Consider the following 23204-nt stretch of genomic DNA (forward strand, 5'->3'; position numbering starts at 1 on the left):
CCTGTCATACATCAAGCTGCACCGAAAACTGCCCAAATCCTGGGCGGTTATCGACGATGATTTCCAGCGCTTCACCTTGCACAAAATAGACCGCGACTTTGGTTTGGGCATTCTGTTCATGCTCAAGCACTTCGACACGTTTTACCTGCCCGTGCGCATTGCGTGAGGTTTCGCTGGCTTCATCAAAATAGCCGTGGCTTTCAATAGTGGTGGCAAATACCACGTTGTCGCCATGAGTACGCCATAACCAAGCAGGTTCAACACGTAAATTGAACTGCGGATCGCCAGCACCGGTCTGAGCAATAATCAGCTCGCCGCCCTGGGGCAACGCGCCCGTTGCGGTGTAAAAAGTATCGCCATCAAGCCAGGTCAGTTGCCCACTTTCACCTTCAGGAACCGGGCTGCGGGCGCAATCCCATAAATGCTGATAGCCGTGCCGATCGCCTAATGGCTGCCATGACCTCGAATAATTCATTGGTAGCGAGGTGTTGATCAGTTGTCCACGCCCGTGCAGGCAATAATCATATTGATGTTTATCGCTGCTGCTTAGACTGAAAAGATCAAGCACCAATGGCTTTTCGCACTGCGGCACATTGAGTAATAACACCGTGCGCTGCTGGCTGACGCCGGCCCAGTCATCGTGGCTGCGAGCGCTCATCCCCTGGCCGTGTGGGTTATTGGTGATAAAGAAGTGCGTTTCACCGTGGTGCAACGCGGCCTGGTTTTTATCAAAATTATGCTGACAGCCTTCATCTACCACCACCGTGTTGTGGGCGACGGTTTGTTTACAGTAGCTATTGTTTTCGGGAATGTAGCGCCCGCCAAATTTTGATTCGATATTGACCCAGCGACCGAAACCGTAATCGCGTAAAAACTCGCGACCACGATTAAACAGGCTCAGGTGCAAGCCGTCGAAATGACCGTGGTTTAACGCCGAATGCATTCCGGCAATATTGCCGTGGCCGCCCCAGTACAGCAGCGCCATATTGTCATCTTGCTGATTATCCCGCACCCGCAACACGCCGATAGCCCCACGCTCACCGTTCTGGCCATCACGAACTAACTGGCTTGGCCATGGTAAAGATTGAGTTGGCGAATTTTCCAGATGTTTGCAAAGTGATAAAGCCCCGAGCCCCGGCCAGACGCATGACTGCCAGCGGGCCAACTCAGCCAGACGGGCATCCGCTCCGTAATGCTGCCAGCACAGGCTGACGGCGATAACGGCACCTTCATCGCGTAAGTCCATCGTTTTTGACGCGTCATTTAAAGCCGGAAGCGTACCGTCGGGGAAGGCCAGCGCAAACAAGGTGTAACAAGCGCATTGAATAATACGATGGTTATATTCCCAGATATTCAGTTCAGGCTGGCGGCGGGAGATGGCTTCGGCGAGCAGCAGGAGAGGGCGCAGAGCAAAGCGCTGGTAATAAAGCCCTTCTATATAGTAACCGTCGCATGAAAATAGTTGGTTAAGCTGCGCGAAGAAGCCGCCAGTTTTACTATCTCGCGCCAGGCCATACAGCGAATCCAGCACCCATTCATCATCACCTAACACGTACCCGCAAATCGCGACTGCCGCGACCGACCACATCCCATGGTTATGCACAATATCGAAGGTTGCAGCGTGAGTATGCGTGGCGTCGTACGCCATCAGACGCAGCAAATTGCTTTCAATATGTTGGATTTGTTCAGCGGTAGATTCAGTTTTTACACAATGCCAGGCTTCAGCGGCATAGAGCAAAAACATATGTTCGTTAAGCGTCTGGTGGAATAAACGCCCTGGCGGATTGGTGTCGTGGCTAATGGCATCACCCAACTGCGGGTAGCGATCGGCATAGATGCAGAGAATCTGAATCACCCGTTCTTTGTAACGCGCATCCTGAGTAATGAGCCATAAACGGCCCGCAAGATTCATCATCTGGTAATTCAGTTTGTGCTGTGTGTGTTCCGGCCCGCCGCCTTCCCCATGCCCGGGAACCCACAGCGGTGCATTCAGCCATTGTTCAACTTGCTGCTGCTGGAGGCGCAGGGTTTCGCCCAGCAGAGTATTGCGCGTCAAATGGATACGTAGCGCTGCGGCATCGTCGTTATCAATAAATAGCGGGGACCAAGTGGACATAGCCTTCTCTCTGACACTTATTAGTATGACTATTTAAGTTTCGGATACCGGGTTGTGTCCAGAATGAAAGGCGAAATGAGTCGAGCAGGTCACATAATTGTGTTTTTATTAGTCATACAAAATGGCCGGCTTTATCGATCCGGCCAGTTTAGATTTGCAGGGTTATTGCTTCGCTTTTGCCAGCTCTTTCACCAGTGGCAGCATCACTCGCACCACATCATGGCTGCGTTTCTCGATGCGCGTTGGTAGCCACTTATCCAGATACTGTTGGTTATCGATTAAGCCATTATGCCAACTGGTTCCATCCGGGAAGGCTTTGCTTTTCGCTCGTTGCTGATAACCATCTTTCTTGCCCAATGACCAGTTAGTTGCTTCAACAGAAAGCACGGGAATGCCGGCTTCATCAAACACATCGGCGTCGTTACAACAACCGGTTCCTTTCGGATATTTGGCATTTAGTCCTGGATTAGTCGCGGCTTTAACATTTAACTGGCGCGCCAGTTTTAATGCACGATCGCGCGTCAGTTTACTGACCGCGGTTGGTGTTGATTTACCGCTATTGAAATAGAGTTTATCGCCGACAATCAGGTTATCGAGATTAATCACCAGCAATGTATTTTTCTTCTCGCTGGCCGACATGCGCTTAAGAACATCTTCCGCACCTAGTTTGCCAATTTCTTCACCACTGGTGGCGATAAAACGGATGCCATAGCGAGTTGGAATATCTTTCAGGCGCGTTGCAAGCTCAAGCATAACGCCCAGCCCTGAAGCATTGTCATCAACACCTTGCAGCGTTAAACCACCAAGATTGTTATTTACATCGTTATCACTGAGCGGTGAATAGGTATCGAGGTGCGCCATGATAATGATTTGCTGCGGCTCAATTCCTTCACGTGCGGCAATGACAGAGCTTGCACTAACGTTATGCCAGCTCTGATGACCATCTTTGGTGGTGTACAAATAACGAGTGTTAAAGCGGCGAATATCGCTTTGGTAACCAAGCTGGCTAAATTGCTGCTTGATGTAGTCTGCGGCCAGCATTTCCGAGGGGCTACCGGTCATGCGTCCTGGGAATACCGTAGCAATGTGGCGTGTTTGTTGACTGGCAATTTTGCCCATTGGCGTTGTGTTGGCAACTGCGGGCAAGGTACAGCAAATGCTTAACGCCAGGCTGGTTAGCGAGTGGCGCATTGCGGAAAACATAGTGGAGGTCCTTCAACCAGGAAAATTTTTTGCACGCATAGTATGAAACTGTGACGGACGTTACACAATTTCAATTGCTCTGAAAGCCACGTTAAATCGCTGGTTCAGCACATTTTGTTATTTGCTTTTCCATGGCGTTATTCCTTTGTGGAACTACTCATTCCAATTCGTAATTTCATTACAAATAATCCTCAGCCGTATAGTCCCCTAATGAATTTTTAAACGGAGGTTCTATGACCCTCCGTACTAAACCTCGGCTAAGGGAAGTTTATGGACCAGAAACGACTTACACACTTGCGGCAGTTGGAGGCGGAAAGCATCCATATTATCCGTGAGGTCGCCGCCGAATTTGCCAATCCGGTGATGATGTATTCCATCGGTAAAGACTCCTCGGTGATGTTGCATTTGGCCCGTAAAGCCTTCTACCCAGGCACGCTTCCTTTCCCGCTGCTGCATGTTGATACCGGCTGGAAATTCCGTGAGATGTACGACTTCCGTGACCGTACCGCGAAGAACTACGGTTTTGAGCTGTTAGTGCATAAAAACCCGGAAGGGGTGGCGATGGGCATCAACCCATTCGTGCATGGCAGCGCTAAACATACTGACATCATGAAAACTGAGGGTCTGAAGCAGGCGCTAAGTAAATACGGTTTTGATGCCGCTTTTGGTGGCGCGCGTCGTGATGAAGAAAAATCCCGTGCTAAAGAACGTATCTATTCGTTCCGTGACCGTTTCCATCGCTGGGACCCAAAAAACCAGCGTCCTGAACTGTGGCACAACTACAACGGCCAGATTAATAAAGGTGAGAGCATTCGCGTGTTCCCGCTTTCTAACTGGACCGAATTGGATATCTGGCAGTACATCTTCCTGGAAAATATTGAAATCGTTCCGTTGTATCTGGCAGCACCGCGTCCTGTGCTGGAGCGCGATGGCATGTTGCTGATGGTTGACGATGACCGCATCGATTTACAGCCAGGTGAAGTGATTGAGCAGAAAATGGTGCGCTTCCGTACCCTCGGCTGCTGGCCACTGACCGGCGCCGTTGAATCCGAAGCGCAGACATTGCCGGAAATCATCGAAGAGATGCTGGTTTCGACCACCAGTGAACGTCAAGGGCGGGCAATTGACCGCGACCAGGCAGGCTCGATGGAGCTTAAAAAACGCCAGGGTTATTTCTAAGGAGCCGCCAGATGAACACCACTATTGCACAACAAATTGCTGATGAAGGCGGCGTTGAAGCCTATCTGCACGCACAACAAAATAAAAGCCTGCTGCGCTTTCTGACCTGCGGCAGTGTGGATGATGGTAAAAGTACGCTAATTGGTCGCTTGCTACATGACACGCGTCAGATTTATGAAGACCAACTTTCATCGTTGCACACCGACAGCAAACGCCACGGTACGCAGGGCGAGAAACTAGATCTGGCATTGCTGGTGGATGGTCTGCAAGCCGAGCGTGAGCAGGGCATTACTATCGATGTGGCTTACCGTTATTTCTCCACCGAAAAACGTAAATTCATTATTGCTGATACCCCGGGGCATGAGCAGTACACCCGCAATATGGCGACCGGTGCCTCGACTTGCGATCTGGCGATCTTATTGATCGATGCGCGTAAGAGCGTGTTGGATCAAACGCGCCGCCACAGTTTTATCTCTACGCTTTTGGGGATCAAGCATCTGGTCGTTGCGGTTAACAAAATGGATCTGGTGAGCTTTAGCGAAGAGACTTTCGAGCAGATCAAACAAGATTACCTGACCTTTGCCGAGCAGCTTCCTGCGGATCTGGATATTCGTTTTGTACCGCTTTCAGCACTGGAAGGTGACAACGTTGCCACGCAAAGTTCGAACATGCCGTGGTACACCGGCCCAACGCTGCTGGAGCTTCTGGAAACGGTTGAAGTGAAGCGTATCGTTGAGCAACAGCCGATGCGTTTCCCGGTGCAGTACGTGAACCGCCCAAATCTGGATTTCCGTGGTTATGCCGGAACCCTGGCATCGGGTATCGTGAAAGTTGGGCAACGCGTTAAAGTTCTGCCATCGGGCGTTGAGTCAGCCATTGCGCGAATCGTCACTTTTGATGGAGATTTGCAACAAGCTGCTGCGGGCGAAGCCATTACGCTGGTGCTGAAAGATGAAATTGATATCAGCCGTGGCGACCTGCTGGTTGATGCAAATGACACGCAGCCTGCGGTACAAACGGCGAAAGTCGATGTGGTGTGGATGGCTGAACAACCGCTGGTGCCGGGGCAAAGCTATGACATCAAAGTCGCCGGCAAGAAAACCCGTGCGCGTGTCGACAACATTCACTACCAGGTCGAAATTAACAGCCTGACACAGCGTCTGGTGGAAAGCCTGCCGCTGAACGGTATTGGCCTGGTCGACTTAACCTTTGATGAACCGCTGGTGTTGGATAAGTACCAGGAAAACCCGGTCACTGGCGGGTTGATTTTCATCGACCGTCTGACCAACGTGACGGTTGGCGCTGGCATGGTGCGTGAGCCGCAAGAAGAGGTGTATCAGGAGCCGTCAGCGTTTAGCGCGTTTGAGCTGGAATTGAATGCGCTGGTGCGTCGCCACTTCCCACACTGGGGTGCACGCGATTTGCTGGGAGGCAAATAATGGCTGAGCACGACGAAAACGTCGCCTGGCACGCCCATCCGGTCACGGTTGAGCAGCGTGAAAAACTACACCAGAACCGGGGCGCGGTGCTGTGGTTTACCGGGCTTTCGGGCTCGGGCAAATCGACTGTTGCCGGAGCGCTTGAAGAAGCGCTCCATCAGCTTGGTGTGAGCACATACTTACTTGATGGCGACAATGTGCGTCACGGTTTGTGTAGCGATTTGGGTTTTAGCGATGCCGATCGTAAAGAAAACATTCGTCGTGTTGGCGAAGTCGCCAATTTAATGGTCGATGCCGGGCTGGTGGTGCTAACCGCATTTATTTCGCCACATCGTGCGGAACGGCAAATGGTGCGCGACCGTGTTAGAGAAGGGCGGTTTATCGAAGTGTTTGTTGATACTCCACTTTCTATCTGCGAAGCGCGCGATCCGAAAGGTTTATACAAAAAAGCCCGTGCGGGCGAGCTGCGTAACTTCACCGGAATTGACTCAGTCTATGAAGCACCAGTGAATCCGGAAATACACTTAGACGGCGAACAATTAGTAACAAATTTGATAGCCCAATTATTAGACCTGTTGCGTCGTGACGTTATTATCAAAACCTGAGAGATAACCAGTCGCGTTATGCGACTGGATTACAGGGTTTACGGATTCGTTATGCGCAATGGCACTAACATGGCAATTACATCGGCTGAAGCAAGCCCTGGTACCGAAGAGACAACCTGGTCATTGGCCGGCGCGTTCATCGGTTTTTTGTCATGGCTATTGGCGCTGGGTATTCCTTTCCTGATTTATGGCCCTAACACGCTGTTTTTCTTCCTCTATACCTGGCCATTTTTCCTCGCTTTACTTCCTGTAGCGGTCGTCGTGGGAATTGCGCTGCACTCTCTTCTACGAGGCCGTTTGATCTTTAGCTGCATTGCTACGGTGCTTGCCGTAACGCTGATGTTTGGCATCCTTTTCTTATGGCTGATGGGTTAATCTTAAAATATTCGCCAAACCGTAACAGACTATTTATCGCTGCATGTCCGCTAACTCACCTGCAAACGCGCATGTTGGCGCTTTCTGTGATAAATTCTGCCGCAAATACGAAGGGCCACCTTGTGCCCAGAGCGAAGCTCGATAAAATTTTGTGCGATGATTGTGCCGTTTTTCAGGGGGCAGGATGGGTAAACTAACGCTGCTATTGCTGGCCTTGTTGGTCTGGCTGCAGTATTCGCTGTGGTTTGGAAAAAACGGCGTACATGACTACACGCGAGTAGATGACGACGTTACTGCGCAGCAGGCGACGAACGCTAAACTCAAAGCGCGTAACGATCAGCTGTTTGCGGAAATTGACGATCTTAATGGCGGGCAGGAAGCCATTGAAGAACGTGCACGTAATGAATTAAGCATGACCAAGCCGGGTGAAACTTTCTACCGCCTGGTACCCGATAGCTCTAAGCGCTTAACTAACAGTGCCGGGCAGAACAATCGATAATCAAGCGTAAGTGAATCTACATGGCAGACTCCTCCCCGGACGTAATTGCCGTGGTGCCGGCAGCAGGTATCGGCAGCCGCATGCAAACGGAATGTCCTAAGCAATATCTAAAAATCGGCGATAAAACTATTCTTGAACACGCAGTGGCGAGCCTGATGGCTCATCCACGCGTGGCTCATGTCGTTATCGCCATTAGCCCAACCGATAGCTGGTTTGCCTCTTTGCCCCTTGCCTCTAACCCAAATATCACCGTGATAAACGGCGGTGCACAGCGTGCTGACTCGGTGCTTGCCGGACTGAACGTGGTGAAAAATGCGCAATGGGTTCTGGTGCATGATGCGGCGCGCCCTTGCCTGCATCAGGATGATTTAGCCCGTTTGCTGGATATCACTGAGACGAGCAAAATTGGCGGTATTCTGGCAGCTCCGGTACGTGACACGATGAAACGTGGCGAACCGGGTAAAGCACTGATTGCGCATACTGTCGATCGTGAAGACCTTTGGCACGCTTTAACACCTCAGCTGTTCCCTCTGGAATTACTGCGTAGCTGCTTGCAGCGCGCACTCGATGAGCATGCCTCGATTACTGATGAAGCCTCGGCTCTGGAGTATTGTGGCTTCCATCCCGAATTAATTAGCGCCCGCGCCGATAATATAAAAGTGACTCGTCCTGAAGACCTGGCGTTGGCGGAGTTTTACCTCACGCGGTTAACCCAAACGGAGAATAAATAATGCGTATTGGACATGGTTTTGATGTACATGCCTTTGGTGGCCCTGGCCCAATTATCATTGGTGGTGTGCGCGTACCTTACGAGCAAGGGCTGCTTGCACACTCGGATGGCGATGTCGCTCTGCACGCATTAACCGATGCTTTGTTAGGGGCTGCCGCAATGGGCGATATCGGCAAATTATTCCCGGATACAGACCCGTCGTTTAAAGGTGCAGATAGCCGTGCGTTGTTGCGCGAAGCCTGGCGTCGTATTCAGGCGAAGGGCTACACATTGGGTAACGTCGATGTGACGATTATTGCCCAAGCTCCAAAAATGGCTCCGCACATCCCACAGATGCGCGTGTTTATTGCCGAAGATCTCGGCTGCCATATGGACGATGTGAACGTAAAAGCGACCACCACTGAGAAGCTCGGTTTTACAGGCCGTGGTGAAGGCATTGCCTGCGAAGCGGTCGCATTGCTGCATAAGGCGCGCAAATAATGGATATGCAGAATCTGACCTGGTTGCACGGCAAACCACAAGGCACCGGGTTAATCAAAGCCAGTCCAGAGGACTTCGTGGTTATCGAAGACCTGGGTTTTGGGCCGGATGGTGACGGTGAGCAACTACTGTTACGCATCCTGAAAAATGGCTGCAACACCCGTTTTGTTGCTGACGCGCTGGCGAAATATCTGAAGGTTCCAGCCCGCGAAGTGAGCTTTGCCGGGCAGAAAGACAAGCATGCAGTAACCGAACAGTGGTTCTGTGTACGCCTTCCTGGCAAAGAAATGCCGGATATGAGCGGGTTTGAGCTTGAAGGCTGTCAGGTGCTGGAATATGCCCGTCACCGCCGTAAATTGCGCCTCGGTGCTTTGCAGGGCAATCGTTTTACGCTGGTGCTGCGTGAAGTGAGTGACCGTGCCGATATTGAGCAGCGTTTGAATACAATTTTGCATCGTGGAGTGCCGAATTATTTCGGTAGCCAGCGTTTTGGTATTGCAGGTAATAACCTGCACCAGGCTGTGCGTTGGGCGCAAACCAATGCACCTATCCGCGATCGTAATAAGCGCAGTTTTTATCTGTCCGCTGCTCGTAGCGCCATGTTTAACCAGATCGTCAGCGAAAGGCTGAAAAAGTCTGATTTTAACCAGGTTATCGATGGTGATGCGCTGCAACTTGCCGGGCGCGGGAGCTGGTTTGTTGCCACGCAGGAAGAGCTTCCTGAGCTGCAAAACCGTGTCGATAGCGGTGAATTATTGATTACTGCACCGCTACCGGGTGACGGTTCCTGGGGCACGCAAAACGCCGCGCTGGAGTTTGAACAGAGTTGTGTTGCTGGGGAAACGGATTTGCAGGGGTTGCTGGTGCGTGAGCGTGTTGAAGCGGCTCGCCGCGCCATGCTGGTGATGCCCAAAGAGTTGAGCTGGAGCTGGTGGGATGACATCACCGTTGAGCTGAATTTCTGGCTGCCAGCCGGCAGTTTTGCAACCAGCGTGGTGCGTGAATTAATGAACGCACCGGGTAATTACGCGGATATTGCAGAGTAAGGTAGAACTCATTCATAGCGGGTAATGACATTACCCGCTTTTTTTTGTTTTAAATTCCACATTGATTTTTTCTCTGACAGTCCCTCAACCTCTTGTTTTCGGCGCAATCCTCAGACCACAGCAGGTGATTTAGTCAACATTGGATTGTATAGTAGCCCCTGGACAGGACTTTGTGGTGAATGTTACAAAAACTGCAACAATTTCATTACGGGTGCACTAAAATCAGCAGAATGGGATAAAACAACAGGTTGGACCGTTTTTGACGGGTAAAACATCCCAGAGCGTTGAGATGCCTGGAGCCAACATGTGGTTTTATCCTTTTCATATAAAAGAAGCTTTAAATTTAATATGAGAATACTTTTGAGTAACGATGACGGGGTCAACGCGCCGGGCATTCAAGTTTTGGCGACCCGACTAAGGGAATTTGCTGACGTGCAGGTGGTAGCCCCCGACCGTAATCGCAGTGGGGCATCAAACTCACTGACGCTCGAATCTTCATTGCGTACTTTCACTCTCGCAAACGGCGATATTTCTGTGCAGATGGGCACGCCGACTGACTGCGTTTATCTTGGCGTTAATGCCTTGATGCGCCCGGCTCCTGATGTGGTTGTTTCCGGGATTAACGCCGGCCCTAATTTGGGCGACGACGTTATCTATTCAGGCACAGTTGCGGCGGCGATGGAAGGGCGACACTTAGGTATTCCGGCACTGGCTGTTTCTCTTAATGGCCATGAGCATTATGAAACTGCCGCAGCGGTAACCTGTACGATTCTGCGAGCGCTGATGCGCGAGCCGCTGCGAACAGGGCGCATTTTAAATATTAACGTGCCTGATTTGCCACTTGAACAAATCAAAGGTATTCGTGTCACCCGCTGTGGTAGCCGTCATCCTTCCGATAAAGTGATTCCGCAAGAAGATCCTCGCGGTAATACCCTGTATTGGATTGGGCCTCCAGGCGACAAATTTGATGCTGGCCCGGATACCGATTTTGCCGCTGTTGATGAAGGTTATGTGTCGGTTACGCCGTTGCATGTTGACTTAACCGCCCACAGTGCTCGTGAGGTGGTTAGCCACTGGTTGAGCAAGTCAGGAGTGGATGAGCAATGGTAAGCAAACGCGTACAAACCCTTCTCGAACAGCTACGCAATCAAGGTATCAAGGACGAAAAAGTTCTTGATGCAATTGCGCAGGTGCCTCGGGAAAAATTTGTCGACGAAGCGTTTGAGCACAAAGCCTGGGAAAATACTGCATTACCCATTGGCTCAGGCCAAACCATTTCGCAGCCTTATATGGTTGCAAGAATGACCGAGTTACTTGAACTGACTCCTGAGAGCCGTGTGCTGGAGATCGGTACGGGTTCCGGGTATCAAACTGCCATTCTGGCGCACCTGGTGCATCATGTTTGTTCAGTTGAACGCATTAAAGGCCTGCAATGGCACGCAAGGCGACGTTTAAAACAACTCGATCTGCACAATATCTCAACCCGTCACGGTGATGGTTGGCAGGGCTGGCATGCGCGCAGTCCATTTGACGCTATTATTGTTACGGCAGCACCGCCGGAGATTCCCAGCGAACTCTTAGCACAGCTGGATGAAGGCGGAATTTTAGTTCTCCCTGTAGGCGAAGATCGGCAGTTTCTTAAACGTATTCGTCGCCAGAGTGGGGAATTTGTCATTGATACGGTAGAAGCCGTTCGTTTTGTGCCCTTAGTGAAGGGCGAGCTGGCATAACCCGGAAATATCTTGTTTTTTTCTAAGGGTTTTGGCGTAACGTAACGCGCATAAGATAGTGATGCCTGGCCGTCAGCGCCAGTTCTGCCGTATTTTCATAAGCATATGATTGTTTTTCTTGGGGGATAAATGAGCGCGGGAAGCCCAACTTTTACTTTACGCCGTATTGCAGCGTTGTCGCTGGTTAGCCTTTGGTTAGCTGGCTGTACCAGCAATAACAGCCAGGCGCCTATTAGTTCTGTAGGTGGTAGCAGCAATGCCGGTAGTAGTTCATCCGGTGGAATGCTGATTACCCAGCCACCGAAAATGTCCACCCAAAGTCAGACTTCGCAAATTCAGCCTGTACAACAGCAGCCAGTAATTCAACCGATGCAAACACAGTCACAGACCGTTGTTTCAACGCCAGTTCAAACAGAAAACGGCCGTATCGTTTATAACCGCAAGTATGGGAACATTCCGAAAGGCAGCTATGCCGGCGGCAGCACTTATACCGTTAAACGCGGCGACACTCTTTTCTATATTGCATGGATTACCGGGAACGATTTTCGTGACTTAGCCCAGCGCAACAATGTCCCGGCCCCGTACGGCTTAGAAGTAGGTCAGACCCTGCAAGTGGGCAGCTCTTCTGGGACGCCAATCACTGGCGGAAATGCGGTCACAACGGCTGATGCCAGCGCGCAAGGCGTCGCTCCGCCACCTGTGCAAAATACCACCGCGGTGGTTGCTTCTAAACCTGTAATTACGTATTCTGAGGATTCAGGTGAACAGAGTGCTAACAAAATGTTGCCGAATAATAAAGGTACTGCGACTGTCGTCACAGCACCGGTTACGACACCTGTGGTTAGCTCTACGACTACTGTACCAACTGCCAGCAGCACGTCCGATAGCGCGCCAATTTCAACCTGGCGCTGGCCGACTGAAGGCAAGGTTATTGAGAACTTCTCTGCTACTGAAGGTGGCAATAAAGGGATCGATATCGCAGGCAGCAAAGGCCAGGCTGTTGTTGCTACCGCCTCCGGGCGAGTGGTGTATGCCGGTAACGCGCTGCGTGGTTACGGTAATCTAATCATCATTAAACACAACGATGATTACCTGAGTGCCTACGCCCATAACGATACAATGCTGGTCCGGGAACAACAAGAAATCACGGCGGGGCAGAAGATAGCTACCATGGGTAGCACCGGAACCAGTTCAACACGTTTACATTTTGAAATTCGTTACAAGGGGAAATCCGTCAACCCGCTGCGTTATTTACCGCAGCGATAAGCCGGCAAAGTACTTTTAAATGCACATAGGAATTTAGGCGGTATCAAGGCGGCAACTGAGTGAATCCCAGTGAGCTTACTTTAGTAAGTGACTGGGGTGAATGAAGGCAGTCAACGCGGAGATCGTTTAAAGGACGAAGTGCAAAGGTATTTTGCCCAGGGATCACGGGTAGGAGCCACCTTATGAGTCAGAATACGCTGAAAGTTAACGAGTTAAATGAAGACGCGGAATATGATGAGAATGGAGTTGAGGTCTTTGACGAAAAAGCCCTCGTAGAAGAGGAACCCAGTGATAATGACATAGCCGAAGAGGAGTTGTTGTCACAAGGTGCCACTCAGCGTGTGCTTGACGCAACTCAGCTTTATCTTGGGGAGATTGGTTATTCCCCATTATTAACAGCCGAAGAAGAGGTGTATTTTGCCCGCCGCGCACTGCGTGGTGATATCGCTTCTCGTCGACGCATGATCGAAAGTAACTTGCGTCTGGTGGTTAAGATTGCCCGTCGTTATAGCAATCGTGGTCTGGCTTTGCTGGACTTGATTGAAGAGGGGAATCTGGGGCTGATCCGTGCTGTTGAGAAGTTTGACCCAGAGCGTGGGTTCCGTTTCTCAACATACGCAACATGGTGGATTCGTCAGACCATCGAACGGGCAATCATGAACCAAACCCGTACGATTCGTTTGCCGATTCATATCGTGAAAGAGCTGAACGTTTATCTGCGTACTGCTCGTGAGCTTTCCCACAAACTCGACCATGAGCCGAGTGCGGAAGAGATTGCTGAGCAACTGGATAAACCTGTTGATGATGTCAGCCGCATGCTGCGTCTCAACGAGCGTATTACTTCAGTAGACACCCCGTTGGGTGGTGACTCTGAAAAAGCGCTGCTGGACATTCTGGCTGACGAGAAAGACAACGGTCCGGAAGACACCACGCAAGACGATGATATGAAGCAGAGCATCGTAAAGTGGTTGTTTGAACTGAACGCGAAACAGCGTGAAGTACTGGCTCGTCGTTTTGGCCTGTTAGGCTATGAAGCTGCAACACTGGAAGATGTTGGCCGTGAAATTGGTCTGACTCGTGAACGTGTTCGCCAGATTCAGGTAGAAGGTTTACGTCGTCTGCGCGAGATTTTGCAGACGCAAGGGCTTAATATCGAAGCGTTGTTCCGCGAATAATCGACTCTTCAAATAAAAAGCGGTGACTAAGGTCACCGCTTTTTTTATGGTTTTTTCAGCGCGGATGACGCCTGCAACTGCTATCCCGTAGGTCGGATTAGCATAGCGACATCCGACATTTCTACACCAAACTCTTCAAACGATAAATCCACTCCAGCGCCTGGCGTGGTGACAGCGAATCCGGATCTAACGCTTCCAGAGCCTCAATCGCAGGCGACGTTTCTTCAGCGACCGACAGCAACGACATCTGCGTACCATCAACCTGTGTGGCTGCGGTATTGTTAGAAATCGTCTCCAGCTCACGTAGTTTTTGACGTGCTCGTTTAATCACATCTTTTGGCACGCCTGCAAGCGCGGCAACGGCCAGGCCATAACTTTTGCTCGCCGCGCCATCTTGCACGCTGTGCATAAAGGCGATGGTGTCACCGTGTTCGATAGCATCAAGATGAACGTTCGCCACACCCTCCATTTTCTCAGGCAGCGTAGTCAGCTCAAAATAGTGCGTTGCAAACAGGGTCAGTGCTTTGATGCGATTAGCCAGGCTTTCGGCACACGCCCAGGCTAATGACAAACCATCGTATGTGGAAGTCCCGCGACCAATTTCATCCATTAGTACCAGGCTGTTCTCGGTGGCGTTATGCAGAATATTTGCCGTCTCGGTCATCTCCACCATAAAGGTTGAACGCCCGGAAGCCAGATCGTCAGCCGCCCCTACGCGGGTGAAAATACGGTCGATTGGCCCAATCTCTGCCTGCTGTGCAGGAACAAAACTACCGATGTAGGCAAGCAGCACGATCAACGCCGATTGGCGCATGTAGGTGCTTTTACCGCCCATGTTAGGGCCAGTGATAATCAACATGCGGCGTTGAGGTGCAAGACTTAGCGGGTTGGCAATAAACGGTTCGCTAAGAACTTGCTCAACGACTGGATGACGACCATCAACAACTTTAATCCCCGGTTTATCAGTCAGTTGCGGACAGGTGTAATTCAGGCTGTAAGCGCGCTCAGCAAGGTTAACCAGCACATCCAGTTCCGCCAAAGCAGTAGCACTTTGCTGCAACGCTTCAAGATGTGGCAACAGCGTATCGAACAACTGATCGTAGAGCTGTTTTTCCAGTGCAAGAGCTTTGCCTTTTGATGTAAGAACTTTGTCTTCGTACTCTTTAAGCTCAGGAATAATATAGCGTTCGGCATTTTTCAGCGTCTGACGGCGCACGTAATGAATCGGCGCGTGGTGACTCTGGCTGCGGCTAATCTGGATGTAATAACCATGCACACCGTTAAAACCGACTTTCAGCGTATCCAGACCAAGCTTTTCACGCTCGCGGATTTCCAGCCTATCAAGATAATCCGTTGCGCCATCAGCCAGCGCACGCCACTCGTCTAACTCTTCGTGAAAACCCGGTGCAATCACACCGCCATCGCGCACCAGCACGGGCGGCGATTCCACTACAGCGCGTTCAAGTAATTCACGCAGCTCAGTGAACTCACCCATATTTTCACGCAGTGTCTGCACATATTCTGTTGGCACATCGGCTAGCATTTCACGCAATTGAGGTAGTTGTTGGAAAGCGTGGCGCATACGCGCTAAATCGCGTGGACGCGCAGTGCGTAATGCCAGACGTGCCAGAATACGTTCCAGATCGCCAACCTGACGCAGCACCGGCTGGATTTCAGCGGTACGCTCTTGTAAGGCTGCAATGGTCTGCTGGCGTTTTTGCAGCACGTCGATATTGCGAATCGGCATATGCAGCCAGCGTTTCAGCATGCGGCTACCCATCGGAGTCACGGTGCAGTCCAACACTGAGGCGAGCGTATTTTCAAAGCCACCAGACAGGTTTTGGGTTATCTCCAGATTACGGCGCGTTGCCGCATCCATAATGATGCTGTCTTGCTGGCGGTCCATGGTGACGGAGCGAATATGCGGCAGGGAAGTGCGCTGCGTATCTTTAACGTACTGTAACAAGCAGCCTGCGGCACACAATGCGTGATGGGCATTTTCAACGCCAAAGCCAATCAGGTCGCGGGTACCAAATTGCATATTCAACTGTTGGCGTGCGGTGGATATTTCAAACTCCCACAGCGGGCGACGCCGCAAGCCACGGCGGCCTTCAATCAAACGTGTCTGGGCAAAATCTTCCGCATACAGCAGTTCAGCAGGATTGGTGCGCTGGAGTTCGGCAGCCATGGTTTCGATATCTTCAGGCTCTGACAGACGAAAACGCCCGGAGCTGATATCGAGTGTGGCATAACCAAAACCCTTCCCGTCTTGCCAGATTGCCGCCAACAGGTTGTCCTGGCGCTCTTGCAGCAGGGCTTCATCGCTGATAGTGCCTGGCGTAACGATACGCACGACTTTGCGCTCCACCGGACCTTTGCTGGTGGCGGGGTCACCAATCTGTTCGCAAATAGCTGCAGACTCACCCAGATTAACAAGCTTGGCTAAATAGTTTTCGATGGCGTGATGTGGAACACCCGCCATTGGAATCGGTTCGCCTGCGGATGCACCACGTTTAGTCAGCGAGATATCGAGCAGTTGCGACGCACGTTTTGCATCGTCATAAAACAACTCGTAAAAGTCTCCCATGCGATAGAACAACAGGATCTCAGGATGCTGAGCTTTCAGGCGCAGGTACTGCTGCATCATCGGGGTGTGGTGGTCGAGGTTTTCAGTAGTAGTCATTTGATTTTATTAACCAACTTCACGATAAAATGAAGAAACGATCCAGAGTGTTCTGGTCAGGATCGAGAATGGGGCAAAGCGTATCACAATGGGGGAGGGGGTTAACATCTTATCGAAAAGGTTACGAGCCGGATCGAAAACTCGGGTTTATATCATCCCCGCCTGGTGGAAATCGTGCAGGTTAATCGCGCCAACCAGTTGACCGGTTTCATCGACCACAGGTGCCGCACTAATACGTTTATTCATGAGTGTTTCTTTGGCTTCAGCCGCTCGCGTTTCGGTCTGGAGTACGGAACATTGAGTGGTCATTGCATCGCAAATACCCGCTTCAAGTTTGCCGCCCCCCACCAGCCAACGGCGTAGATCGCCATCGGTGAATACGCCCACAACCTGATGATGCGTATTGGTCACGCACACCAGGCCCAACCCTGTGCGGCTCAGGTGATGTACGCGGTTTAACAGGCGCACCCCTAAAGCCCCAGCAGGATGGGAGCGAGTTCATTAAAGCCTCGTTCCTGCATAACGGCCATGGCAAGTGCGTCACCCATCATGAGGGTATTCACCGCGCTTGATGTGAGGATTACCACGCAGTGCGGCGCACTCATGGATACAAGATCTATTAGAGGCTTAATCTGATAATTTTGGTATACTGTTTGAACGATGTTTTTAGCCCAGATTCTGCTTTTCAGGAGTAATGATGAGTAACAACAAAAAAACTCAGGCAAGCTACGCTAAGCCATCTCGCGCTGACATCGTTCGCTCGGTAGCAACATCTACGGCTGTTGAAACAGGGCAGTCCTCCGAGAAGATCGAAGCTTCCCTTGAAGCGACGCGCAAAAAGTTCGCTCATTTACGTCTTGCGGTTTAACCCTTTCTTAATGCTTCTCTGACCCAGTGTCTCATCGGCTCGTAGTCCATTGATATGCCTGCATGGATAGCCGAGATATACTGGGTTTTGTTTTGCTCCCAGCTTTGATAATCCAGCGGTTTGTATCCTCCCTGAACGGCCATCACGTCGGCTAGCAGTCGCGACAGGCGCCCGTTTCCCTCTCTGAATGGATGGATAAGTATCAGCTCGACATGGGTGATGGCGAGGGCGGTGATGAGCTGTTCTTCGTCCATGCCGCTACACGGCGTGTATTGAGCCAGATACTTCGTGTTGAACTCGTTCAGCAGTTTTGGCAACTGTGCTGAGGGGGCAAACATAAAACCGCCCTTGCTGATATTGACCGCTCTTTCTTGTCCAGCCCACTCGTAGATGTTACCTAACCAGCGGCGATGCCAGCTTTTTAGCATGGTTACGCTGAGCTGTCCTTCCGGGAATTGTTCTTCAAAAACGGACTGGTAGAGTTGTTCTAACAGGACAAGTTCGGCCTCATCCATCTCATCAGAAGAAGCGATACCCAGTTTATTAGCCAAAACCTGCTCACCAGAGTCTTTCTCATACTGGCCTTCGCGACTGGATACATGGTATCGGCTCATGGAGATGCCCTGTGTTATTAGAAGGATCGAAAACTCGGGTTTATATCATCCCCGCCTGGTGGAAATCGTGCAGGTTAATCGCGCCAACCAGTTGACCGGTTTCATCGACCACAGGTGCCGCACTAATACGTTTATTCATGAGTGTTTCTTTGGCTTCAGCCGCTCGCGTTTCGGTCTGGAGTACGGAACATTGAGTGGTCATTGCATCGCAAATGCCCGCTTCAAGTTTGCCGCCCCCCACCAGCCAACGGCGTAGATCGCCATCGGTGAACACCCCCACAACCTGATGATGCGTATTGGTCACGCACACCAGGCCCAGCCCTGTGCGGCTCAGTTCGAGTAAGGCATCCATGACTGTTGCTGTGTCCGCGACGGCTGGAAGCTGATCCCCTGTGCGCATCAGGTGATGCACGCGGTTTAACAGGCGCGCCCCTAAAGCCCCAGCAGGATGGGAGCGAGCAAAGTCTTCTTCATTAAAGCCTCGTTCCTGCATAACGGCCATGGCAAGTGCGTCACCCATCATGAGGGTATTCACCGCGCTTGATGTGGGGGCGAGGCGCATAGGGCAGGCTTCGCGTTCAACAGAGATATCGAGTATCGCCAGCGCAGCGTTGGCGAGCGGGGAGTCGGGTTTACCCGTAATGGCAATCAAGGTGACGGCTTTTTCCTGGAGGCGCGGGATGATTAAGTCCAGTTCTTTGGCCGTGCCAGAATAGGAGATAAACAGCATGATATCGCGGCTCTCAATCATCCCTAAATCGCCATGAAGGGCTTCCGCAGGATGTACGAAGAAAGCAGGGGTGCCGGTGCTGGCAAGCGTTGCGGCAATTTTCTTACCAATATGCCCTGATTTACCCATCCCTGAAACAATCACTTTGCCTTCACAGGCAAGCATTGCTCGGGCGGCACTCACGAAGTGTTCGCCCAGCCTGTCTGATAAACGGCTGGCTTCATACAGTTCTAATTCCAGCGTTTCGCGCGCGATACGTACCATGCGTTCAGTCATGTTTTTCCTCGGTAATAATCACGTTGATTCCCTTTTCCTGTAACGCCGTCAAAAATGCCTCGCTGATGCCGCTGTCGGTAATAATGGTGTGGACGCTGTCCAGCCCACACACAATGTTCGGACTCTTGCGACCAAATTTAGATGAGTCAGCCATGAGGATCACCTGACGCGCTGCATTGCACATCGCTTTACTGACGGTATAAACCTCATTAAATGTGGTGACGCCGGCATTGAGATCGATGCCATCGGTGCCCATAAACAGTTTATCGAAGCTGAATTGTTCAAACGCGGTTTCGGCCAGTTGACCATGAAAAGAGGCTGATTTTTTACGGAAGGTGCCACCCGGCATCAGGATAGTTTGCTCGTTATCGAGTTCTGACAGCGCATTAACAATATGAAGGCTGTTGGTCATGACGGTGATGTTATTAAAGCGCTGTAAGAGCGGAACCATTTGCAGCACCGTGCTCCCGGCATCAAGAATAATCGAGTCACCATCGTGGATGAATGTCACCGCCACATCTGCGATTTGTTGTTTTTTATGGGTGTTAATTAACGTCTTGTGGTCGATAGGCGGATCGGGTTCATCCTTGCTGAGTACTACGCCGCCATAGGTACGGATAACCGTCCCGGTATTTTCCAATAGCACCAAATCTTTGCGGATAGTGGTGCCCGTGGTGGCAAAATATTGCGCGAGATCGTCAACGGAACTTTTTCCTTGTTTTTGCAGATACTCCAGGATTGCGGCCTGTCGCTGGCGTGGTTTCATAAGCTCTTATTACCTTGCGCTAATTTTTAGTTTGATAATTTCGCAAGCAATAATCGTTCGAAACGAAATTATCCATGTTTCACTTTAATCGCTAATGATAGAGCATTCTGACAGTTCCGATCATGGGGGAAGATCACATCAGGTTGTAATTCCTTTCGGTTCATCCCGTGTATTTGTGACAAAGGTAAGGGCCTGGCAAAAATAGTGATGCCTTTCATCATTAAACTGTCGCAGATATTTTGGTGTTCATCGAATGCCAGCGCAATCACCACGCGGGGCCTGAAGCGCGCCCCCGAGCGCCCAATACCCACGGCTCCTTTCTGGCATAGCTTTTCAAACGAGCGATTGAAATGGCGTATTTGCCAGCCGCCCAGAACAAGTTGACTCAGCCAGGCGATAACTGCGACGGCAATAAGTGCATTGGTCATTTTTCTCTCTCTGACGAGGTGGATAGCGCGTATGCTGCCATACGGCTATCCAGCCGTGGTGTTAAAACATCAATGGTTAAAACATCAACGGTTAAAACATCACCTGTCCGCCGGTAATGTTGATGGATTGACCGGTGCAGTACGATGCTTTTTCGCTGGCATAAAACAGCAGAGTATTCAGCACATCCTGATAGTCGCACCCGCGCTTGAGCGGGACTTTATCAATGTAATACTGCTCGACCTCATCTGCCGCAATGCCCAGTTTCTCGGCATATTGCGGCAGTAATGACTGAAACATTGGCGATTTCAACAGGTTGCCGAGCATCAGGGCATGAACGGTAATGCCATATTCCGCTAAATCTAGCGCCAGAGATTGTGTCAGCCCTACGCCGCCAAATTTTGCTGCGCTGTAACCGGAGTTATGCTTACTGCCCACTTTCCCGGATTTTGAATTGATTTGGATGATGCGGCCATGGATACAATCGCGAATCATCAGGGCTGAAAACGCTTTGGCACACAGAAAATAGCCCACCAGATTGACTTGCAACGAGCGGTCAAAATCACCCAGCGCGAAATCACCAATAAACGCGGCTTTGGCAATCCCGGCGCTATACACCAATAAATTAACCTGGCCAAAAATCTCATCTACCCCGTTTGCCAGCGCGGTTACGCTCTGTTCGCTGGTGGCATCAGCACCAAATCCCCAGGCCATACCGGTACCGTACTGGTCGTTAATTTCTTGAGCGACACGGGCAGCTTTTTCGCTTTGGATATCCACTACGGCAATTTTGTAACCTTCCTTCGCAAGCCCATGGGCGAGAAATGCTCCGAGGGTTTGTCCTCCGCCAATGACAACGGCAACTTGGTTCATGTTCTACTCCTTTAATGTATTTAAGCTAAAAACTTCAACTGGCAGCCGGTTTCAATATTCTGGGGTAGCGGTCCGTTAACATGGACGTTTCCCGGGTATTCGGCGCGTGCTTCGCCGTCGAAACGCAGGGTGATATGCCCCAGTTCCTGTAAGTTCTGCTGGGCGACATCGCCAACAGCGGTGACATCGTAATGCTGCCCATTGAGTTCAAAACTGATGCCGGGTTCAAGCGTGCCGTTCAATGCGCCGTGGCAGTGAATAAAACAGAAGTCCTGAATATCGGCGGGAGCGCCTTCCCGAAACGTGATCAGCATGTTGTCCTCCAGCGCGTCGCGAGCTGACTGGCCGATGAACGTGATGGTCGTTTGATAGATAGTTCGCATAACTCACCCTATTGATAGATAAAGCCGGAGACTAACCAGGCGATGAGGACGGTCGGCGCGCCCGTTAAAAAGCGGCCGACTAATACCGATGGCACGCCGACACGCACCGTATCCTGCCGGGCTTCAGCCAGAGACAGACCCACCGGAATGAAGTCACAGGCTGCTTGCGCGTTGATGGCAAACAGCGCGGGCAGCGCCAGATGAGGGGGAATATGGCCGAGGCCAATTTGTACGCCAATCAATACCCCAATCACCTGTGCGATGACCGCCCCCGGGCCAAGGAAAGGTGAGAGCAGCGGAAACGAACAAATGAGCGCCAGGGTTATCAGCCCGATGGGGTTGTTGGCCAGCGGAGCCAGGCCGTGAGCAATCCAGTCGCCTAATCCTGAGGCCATGATGATGCCGATAAGCGCCGAGACAAACGCCATAAACGGCAGGATGGTTTTTAACACGGTATCGATGGTGTCGCGCCCGGCCTGAAACAGCACCGCCACAGCCGAGCCCATACCCATGCCGACTTTTGCCAGCAAACCATCGCTTTGTTCGGTTATTTTTTTACGGGTGTCGTAGTCACGAACCGGCGCTTTCGCGATGGGCTGCGTTTCATCAGCCTCCCAAGTGATGTTTTCTTCTCGCACACCAGAAACATAAATATCTTCAACGATATACTGCGCCATTGGCCCGGATTTTCCGGTGGCATGAATATTGATGGTGGGTATGCGGCGTTTCGGGTACAGCCCGCAGCGCAATGTTCCGCCACAGTCGATCACCGCCACGCCGATTTCAGCTTCCGGCGGCTCGCCTTCTTTAAAGCCATCTACCGCCTGCCAGCCAGTCATTTCACTCAGTTTATCGATAATCGCCGGGCGAGTTCCTGCGGTGATATAGACGATTTTTTTCCAGGTTCGACCGGAAGAATCAGCGGGCCGCCCCAACCACCCTGGCCTTTATCAATACGAATATTTTGCGTCATGATTTTTCCTTAAAGTCGCACCTGGCGTTCAAGTTCGATACCCATTTTCTTCTCGAAAATCGAGGTTGTGAGGTCGGTTATCCAACCACGGAAGAAGTTAGTGACCAGGCCGACGAGCAGGTAACTCACTGCGAGTGGGCCGAGTGGCAGACCCAGCGTGGTCAGCCCACTGGCGATCCCGAGATACACAAACAACTCGCCAGGATTGATGTGAGGGAAAAGGCCATTCATTGAGTGGCAACTGTATGAAGCGGCGGCGTAATAGCTCGGTTTGTACTTCTCGGGCATAAAGCGCCCCAGGCTTAACGTCATCGGGTTGCAGAACACAAACGTACCGATGCAGGGCAGTAACAGGTAACGGGAAACCGGGTTTCCGGCACAGCGCTGGGCCATACGTTCGATGCGATGTTGGCCGATGAAATTAATTAACGCGTTCATTATCACCAGCAGGCTTATCAGCAGCGGAAGAATGCCGGTCACCATGCTGGTAAAAACTTCTCCCCCTTTTTGGAACAGGCCAATAAACCATTCAGCTCCATGGGTAATCATGTCGATCATTGTTATCTCCTGAAGGATAAATGCTCACTCTGCGTTCAGTGGCAGTTCATAATAATCACTTTGAAACCTTCTGGTATGTTATTTAGATCTCATTATGAAACATAAAACTGTTAATTTGAAAGATTGTGGGGTTTGCATTGAAAATTACGCGGATGAAATGAAAGGAGTTAGAAAGGGGGATCACGGATTATTGATTTTGATTTACCATAAG

Annotated in this window: 23 protein-coding genes and 2 pseudogenes; 13 read left to right on the plus strand and 12 right to left on the minus strand. The window is 51.0% G+C overall.

All coding sequences use genetic code 11. The features are described from left to right. Positions 1 to 4: 4 nt before the first annotated feature. Both AC0IXI_RS04690 and AC0IXI_RS04695 read right to left on the minus strand, forming a co-directional pair. Complete coding sequence (locus AC0IXI_RS04690) at positions 5 to 2116, minus strand: heparinase II/III domain-containing protein (RefSeq protein ID WP_471681991.1); 2112 nt, start codon at positions 2114 to 2116, stop codon at positions 5 to 7. 162 nt (positions 2117 to 2278) lie between these two features. Then, positions 2279 to 3319 carry an aminopeptidase gene (locus AC0IXI_RS04695; protein WP_064513324.1) on the minus strand — a complete coding sequence of 347 codons (1041 nt, stop codon included), beginning with the start codon at positions 3317 to 3319 and terminating at the stop codon, positions 2279 to 2281. 270 nt (positions 3320 to 3589) lie between these two features. Between AC0IXI_RS04695 and cysD the strand changes: the two genes are divergently transcribed. From cysD to rpoS, 12 genes are all read left to right on the plus strand, one after another. Further along, entirely contained in the window at positions 3590 to 4498 is a 909-nt protein-coding gene (gene cysD, locus AC0IXI_RS04700) for a sulfate adenylyltransferase subunit CysD (protein ID WP_034497961.1), read from the plus strand. An 11-nt stretch (positions 4499 to 4509) separates the two neighbouring features. Beyond that, positions 4510 to 5937 (plus strand): sulfate adenylyltransferase subunit CysN, encoded by a 1428-nt coding sequence (cysN, locus tag AC0IXI_RS04705; protein WP_064513322.1) that lies wholly within the window; start codon positions 4510 to 4512, stop codon positions 5935 to 5937. Next, positions 5937 to 6542, plus strand: a complete 606-nt coding sequence (gene cysC, locus AC0IXI_RS04710) for an adenylyl-sulfate kinase (RefSeq protein WP_471681992.1) — start codon at positions 5937 to 5939, stop codon at positions 6540 to 6542. The genes cysN and cysC overlap by 1 nt, the downstream gene beginning before the upstream one ends. 51 nt (positions 6543 to 6593) lie before the next feature. Further along, positions 6594 to 6917, plus strand: a complete 324-nt coding sequence (locus tag AC0IXI_RS04715) for a DUF3561 family protein (protein WP_134184418.1) — start codon at positions 6594 to 6596, stop codon at positions 6915 to 6917. Between the two features lie 184 nt (positions 6918 to 7101). Beyond that, positions 7102 to 7416, plus strand: coding sequence for a cell division protein FtsB (gene ftsB / locus AC0IXI_RS04720; RefSeq protein WP_064513316.1), 315 nt, complete (start codon positions 7102 to 7104; stop codon positions 7414 to 7416). 20 nt (positions 7417 to 7436) lie between these two features. After that, a complete protein-coding gene (gene ispD / locus AC0IXI_RS04725; protein ID WP_471681993.1) occupies positions 7437 to 8147 on the plus strand; it encodes a 2-C-methyl-D-erythritol 4-phosphate cytidylyltransferase in 711 nt (236 codons plus the stop codon). After that, the gene (ispF, locus tag AC0IXI_RS04730) at positions 8147 to 8626 is read left to right on the plus strand and encodes a 2-C-methyl-D-erythritol 2,4-cyclodiphosphate synthase (RefSeq protein ID WP_471681994.1); all 480 of its coding nucleotides are present in this window, start codon (positions 8147 to 8149) and stop codon (positions 8624 to 8626) included. The genes ispD and ispF overlap by 1 nt, the downstream gene beginning before the upstream one ends. Further along, positions 8626 to 9672, plus strand: coding sequence for a tRNA pseudouridine(13) synthase TruD (gene truD, locus AC0IXI_RS04735; RefSeq protein WP_064513309.1), 1047 nt, complete (start codon positions 8626 to 8628; stop codon positions 9670 to 9672). The genes ispF and truD overlap by 1 nt, the downstream gene beginning before the upstream one ends. 348 nt (positions 9673 to 10020) lie before the next feature. Next, entirely contained in the window at positions 10021 to 10782 is a 762-nt protein-coding gene (gene surE / locus AC0IXI_RS04740) for a 5'/3'-nucleotidase SurE (RefSeq protein ID WP_424222893.1), read from the plus strand. Next, on the plus strand, positions 10776 to 11402 hold the full coding sequence (locus tag AC0IXI_RS04745; RefSeq protein ID WP_064513306.1) for a protein-L-isoaspartate(D-aspartate) O-methyltransferase: 627 nt from the start codon (positions 10776 to 10778) through the stop codon (positions 11400 to 11402). The genes surE and AC0IXI_RS04745 overlap by 7 nt, the downstream gene beginning before the upstream one ends. Positions 11403 to 11582: 180 nt before the next feature. Next, on the plus strand, positions 11583 to 12668 hold the full coding sequence (gene nlpD / locus AC0IXI_RS04750; RefSeq protein ID WP_471683197.1) for a murein hydrolase activator NlpD: 1086 nt from the start codon (positions 11583 to 11585) through the stop codon (positions 12666 to 12668). Between the two features lie 182 nt (positions 12669 to 12850). Continuing rightward, a complete protein-coding gene (gene rpoS, locus AC0IXI_RS04755; protein ID WP_034497934.1) occupies positions 12851 to 13843 on the plus strand; it encodes an RNA polymerase sigma factor RpoS in 993 nt (330 codons plus the stop codon). A 121-nt stretch (positions 13844 to 13964) separates the two neighbouring features. Here rpoS and mutS read toward each other — a convergent pair whose 3' ends face one another. Next, positions 13965 to 16526: a DNA mismatch repair protein MutS gene (mutS, locus tag AC0IXI_RS04760; RefSeq protein ID WP_134184410.1), complete on the minus strand. Its 2562-nt coding sequence runs from the start codon at positions 16524 to 16526 to the stop codon at positions 13965 to 13967. A gap of 147 nt (positions 16527 to 16673) precedes the next feature. Next, positions 16674 to 17155, minus strand: a pseudogene (locus tag AC0IXI_RS04765) (CBS domain-containing protein); the annotation flags it as partial. 68 nt (positions 17156 to 17223) lie between these two features. Between AC0IXI_RS04765 and AC0IXI_RS04770 the strand changes: the two are divergent. Next, positions 17224 to 17394: a hypothetical protein gene (locus AC0IXI_RS04770; RefSeq protein WP_162829812.1), complete on the plus strand. Its 171-nt coding sequence runs from the start codon at positions 17224 to 17226 to the stop codon at positions 17392 to 17394. Here the strand turns inward: AC0IXI_RS04770 and AC0IXI_RS04775 are convergent. The 8 genes and pseudogenes from AC0IXI_RS04775 to srlA all read right to left on the minus strand — a co-directional run bounded on the left by AC0IXI_RS04775 (position 17391) and on the right by srlA (position 22993). Then, positions 17391 to 18008, minus strand: coding sequence for a Fic/DOC family protein (locus tag AC0IXI_RS04775; protein ID WP_134184408.1), 618 nt, complete (start codon positions 18006 to 18008; stop codon positions 17391 to 17393). The two genes, AC0IXI_RS04770 and AC0IXI_RS04775, sit on opposite strands and share 4 nt — an antisense overlap. Positions 18009 to 18048: 40 nt before the next feature. Next, on the minus strand, positions 18049 to 19014 hold the full coding sequence (gene gutQ / locus AC0IXI_RS04780) for an arabinose-5-phosphate isomerase GutQ (protein ID WP_134184406.1): 966 nt from the start codon (positions 19012 to 19014) through the stop codon (positions 18049 to 18051). Continuing rightward, positions 19007 to 19780, minus strand: coding sequence for a glucitol operon DNA-binding transcriptional repressor SrlR (gene srlR, locus AC0IXI_RS04785; protein WP_134184404.1), 774 nt, complete (start codon positions 19778 to 19780; stop codon positions 19007 to 19009). The genes gutQ and srlR overlap by 8 nt, the downstream gene beginning before the upstream one ends. Positions 19781 to 19848: 68 nt before the next feature. Further along, positions 19849 to 20208, minus strand: a complete 360-nt coding sequence (gene gutM / locus AC0IXI_RS04790; protein ID WP_134184402.1) for a transcriptional regulator GutM — start codon at positions 20206 to 20208, stop codon at positions 19849 to 19851. A gap of 91 nt (positions 20209 to 20299) precedes the next feature. After that, a complete protein-coding gene (gene srlD, locus AC0IXI_RS04795) occupies positions 20300 to 21079 on the minus strand; it encodes a sorbitol-6-phosphate dehydrogenase (RefSeq protein WP_134184401.1) in 780 nt (259 codons plus the stop codon). Positions 21080 to 21099: 20 nt separating this feature from the next. After that, entirely contained in the window at positions 21100 to 21462 is a 363-nt protein-coding gene (gene srlB / locus AC0IXI_RS04800; protein WP_134184399.1) for a PTS glucitol/sorbitol transporter subunit IIA, read from the minus strand. An 8-nt stretch (positions 21463 to 21470) separates the two neighbouring features. Next, positions 21471 to 22435: pseudogene (gene srlE, locus AC0IXI_RS04805) on the minus strand (PTS glucitol/sorbitol transporter subunit IIB). Positions 22436 to 22444: 9 nt separating this feature from the next. Beyond that, positions 22445 to 22993, minus strand: a complete 549-nt coding sequence (gene srlA, locus AC0IXI_RS04810; RefSeq protein ID WP_134184386.1) for a PTS glucitol/sorbitol transporter subunit IIC — start codon at positions 22991 to 22993, stop codon at positions 22445 to 22447. Positions 22994 to 23204 lie beyond the last annotated feature (211 nt).

This window comes from Buttiauxella sp. AC038 (assembly GCF_979253565.1).

Excerpts from the sequence above, each read along its gene's own strand:
- gutQ (WP_134184406.1), bottom strand. The coding sequence starts at position 19,014 with ATGACTGAACGCATGGTACGTATCGCGCGCGAAACGCTGGAATTAGAA.
- gutM (WP_134184402.1), bottom strand. The coding sequence starts at position 20,208 with ATGACCAATGCACTTATTGCCGTCGCAGTTATCGCCTGGCTGAGTCAA.
- truD (WP_064513309.1), top strand. The coding sequence starts at position 8,626 with ATGGATATGCAGAATCTGACCTGGTTGCACGGCAAACCACAAGGCACC.
- srlB (WP_134184399.1), bottom strand. The coding sequence starts at position 21,462 with ATGCGAACTATCTATCAAACGACCATCACGTTCATCGGCCAGTCAGCT.
- cysD (WP_034497961.1), top strand. The coding sequence starts at position 3,590 with ATGGACCAGAAACGACTTACACACTTGCGGCAGTTGGAGGCGGAAAGC.
- ispF (WP_471681994.1), top strand. The coding sequence starts at position 8,147 with ATGCGTATTGGACATGGTTTTGATGTACATGCCTTTGGTGGCCCTGGC.
- AC0IXI_RS04770 (WP_162829812.1), top strand. The coding sequence starts at position 17,224 with ATGAGTAACAACAAAAAAACTCAGGCAAGCTACGCTAAGCCATCTCGC.
- mutS (WP_134184410.1), bottom strand. The coding sequence starts at position 16,526 with ATGACTACTACTGAAAACCTCGACCACCACACCCCGATGATGCAGCAG.
- AC0IXI_RS04745 (WP_064513306.1), top strand. The coding sequence starts at position 10,776 with ATGGTAAGCAAACGCGTACAAACCCTTCTCGAACAGCTACGCAATCAA.
- cysN (WP_064513322.1), top strand. The coding sequence starts at position 4,510 with ATGAACACCACTATTGCACAACAAATTGCTGATGAAGGCGGCGTTGAA.
- cysC (WP_471681992.1), top strand. The coding sequence starts at position 5,937 with ATGGCTGAGCACGACGAAAACGTCGCCTGGCACGCCCATCCGGTCACG.
- rpoS (WP_034497934.1), top strand. The coding sequence starts at position 12,851 with ATGAGTCAGAATACGCTGAAAGTTAACGAGTTAAATGAAGACGCGGAA.
- ftsB (WP_064513316.1), top strand. The coding sequence starts at position 7,102 with ATGGGTAAACTAACGCTGCTATTGCTGGCCTTGTTGGTCTGGCTGCAG.
- srlD (WP_134184401.1), bottom strand. The coding sequence starts at position 21,079 with ATGAACCAAGTTGCCGTTGTCATTGGCGGAGGACAAACCCTCGGAGCA.
- srlR (WP_134184404.1), bottom strand. The coding sequence starts at position 19,780 with ATGAAACCACGCCAGCGACAGGCCGCAATCCTGGAGTATCTGCAAAAA.
- AC0IXI_RS04690 (WP_471681991.1), bottom strand. The coding sequence starts at position 2,116 with ATGTCCACTTGGTCCCCGCTATTTATTGATAACGACGATGCCGCAGCG.
- AC0IXI_RS04715 (WP_134184418.1), top strand. The coding sequence starts at position 6,594 with ATGCGCAATGGCACTAACATGGCAATTACATCGGCTGAAGCAAGCCCT.
- AC0IXI_RS04775 (WP_134184408.1), bottom strand. The coding sequence starts at position 18,008 with ATGAGCCGATACCATGTATCCAGTCGCGAAGGCCAGTATGAGAAAGAC.
- srlA (WP_134184386.1), bottom strand. The coding sequence starts at position 22,993 with ATGATCGACATGATTACCCATGGAGCTGAATGGTTTATTGGCCTGTTC.
- ispD (WP_471681993.1), top strand. The coding sequence starts at position 7,437 with ATGGCAGACTCCTCCCCGGACGTAATTGCCGTGGTGCCGGCAGCAGGT.
- AC0IXI_RS04695 (WP_064513324.1), bottom strand. The coding sequence starts at position 3,319 with ATGTTTTCCGCAATGCGCCACTCGCTAACCAGCCTGGCGTTAAGCATT.
- surE (WP_424222893.1), top strand. The coding sequence starts at position 10,021 with ATGAGAATACTTTTGAGTAACGATGACGGGGTCAACGCGCCGGGCATT.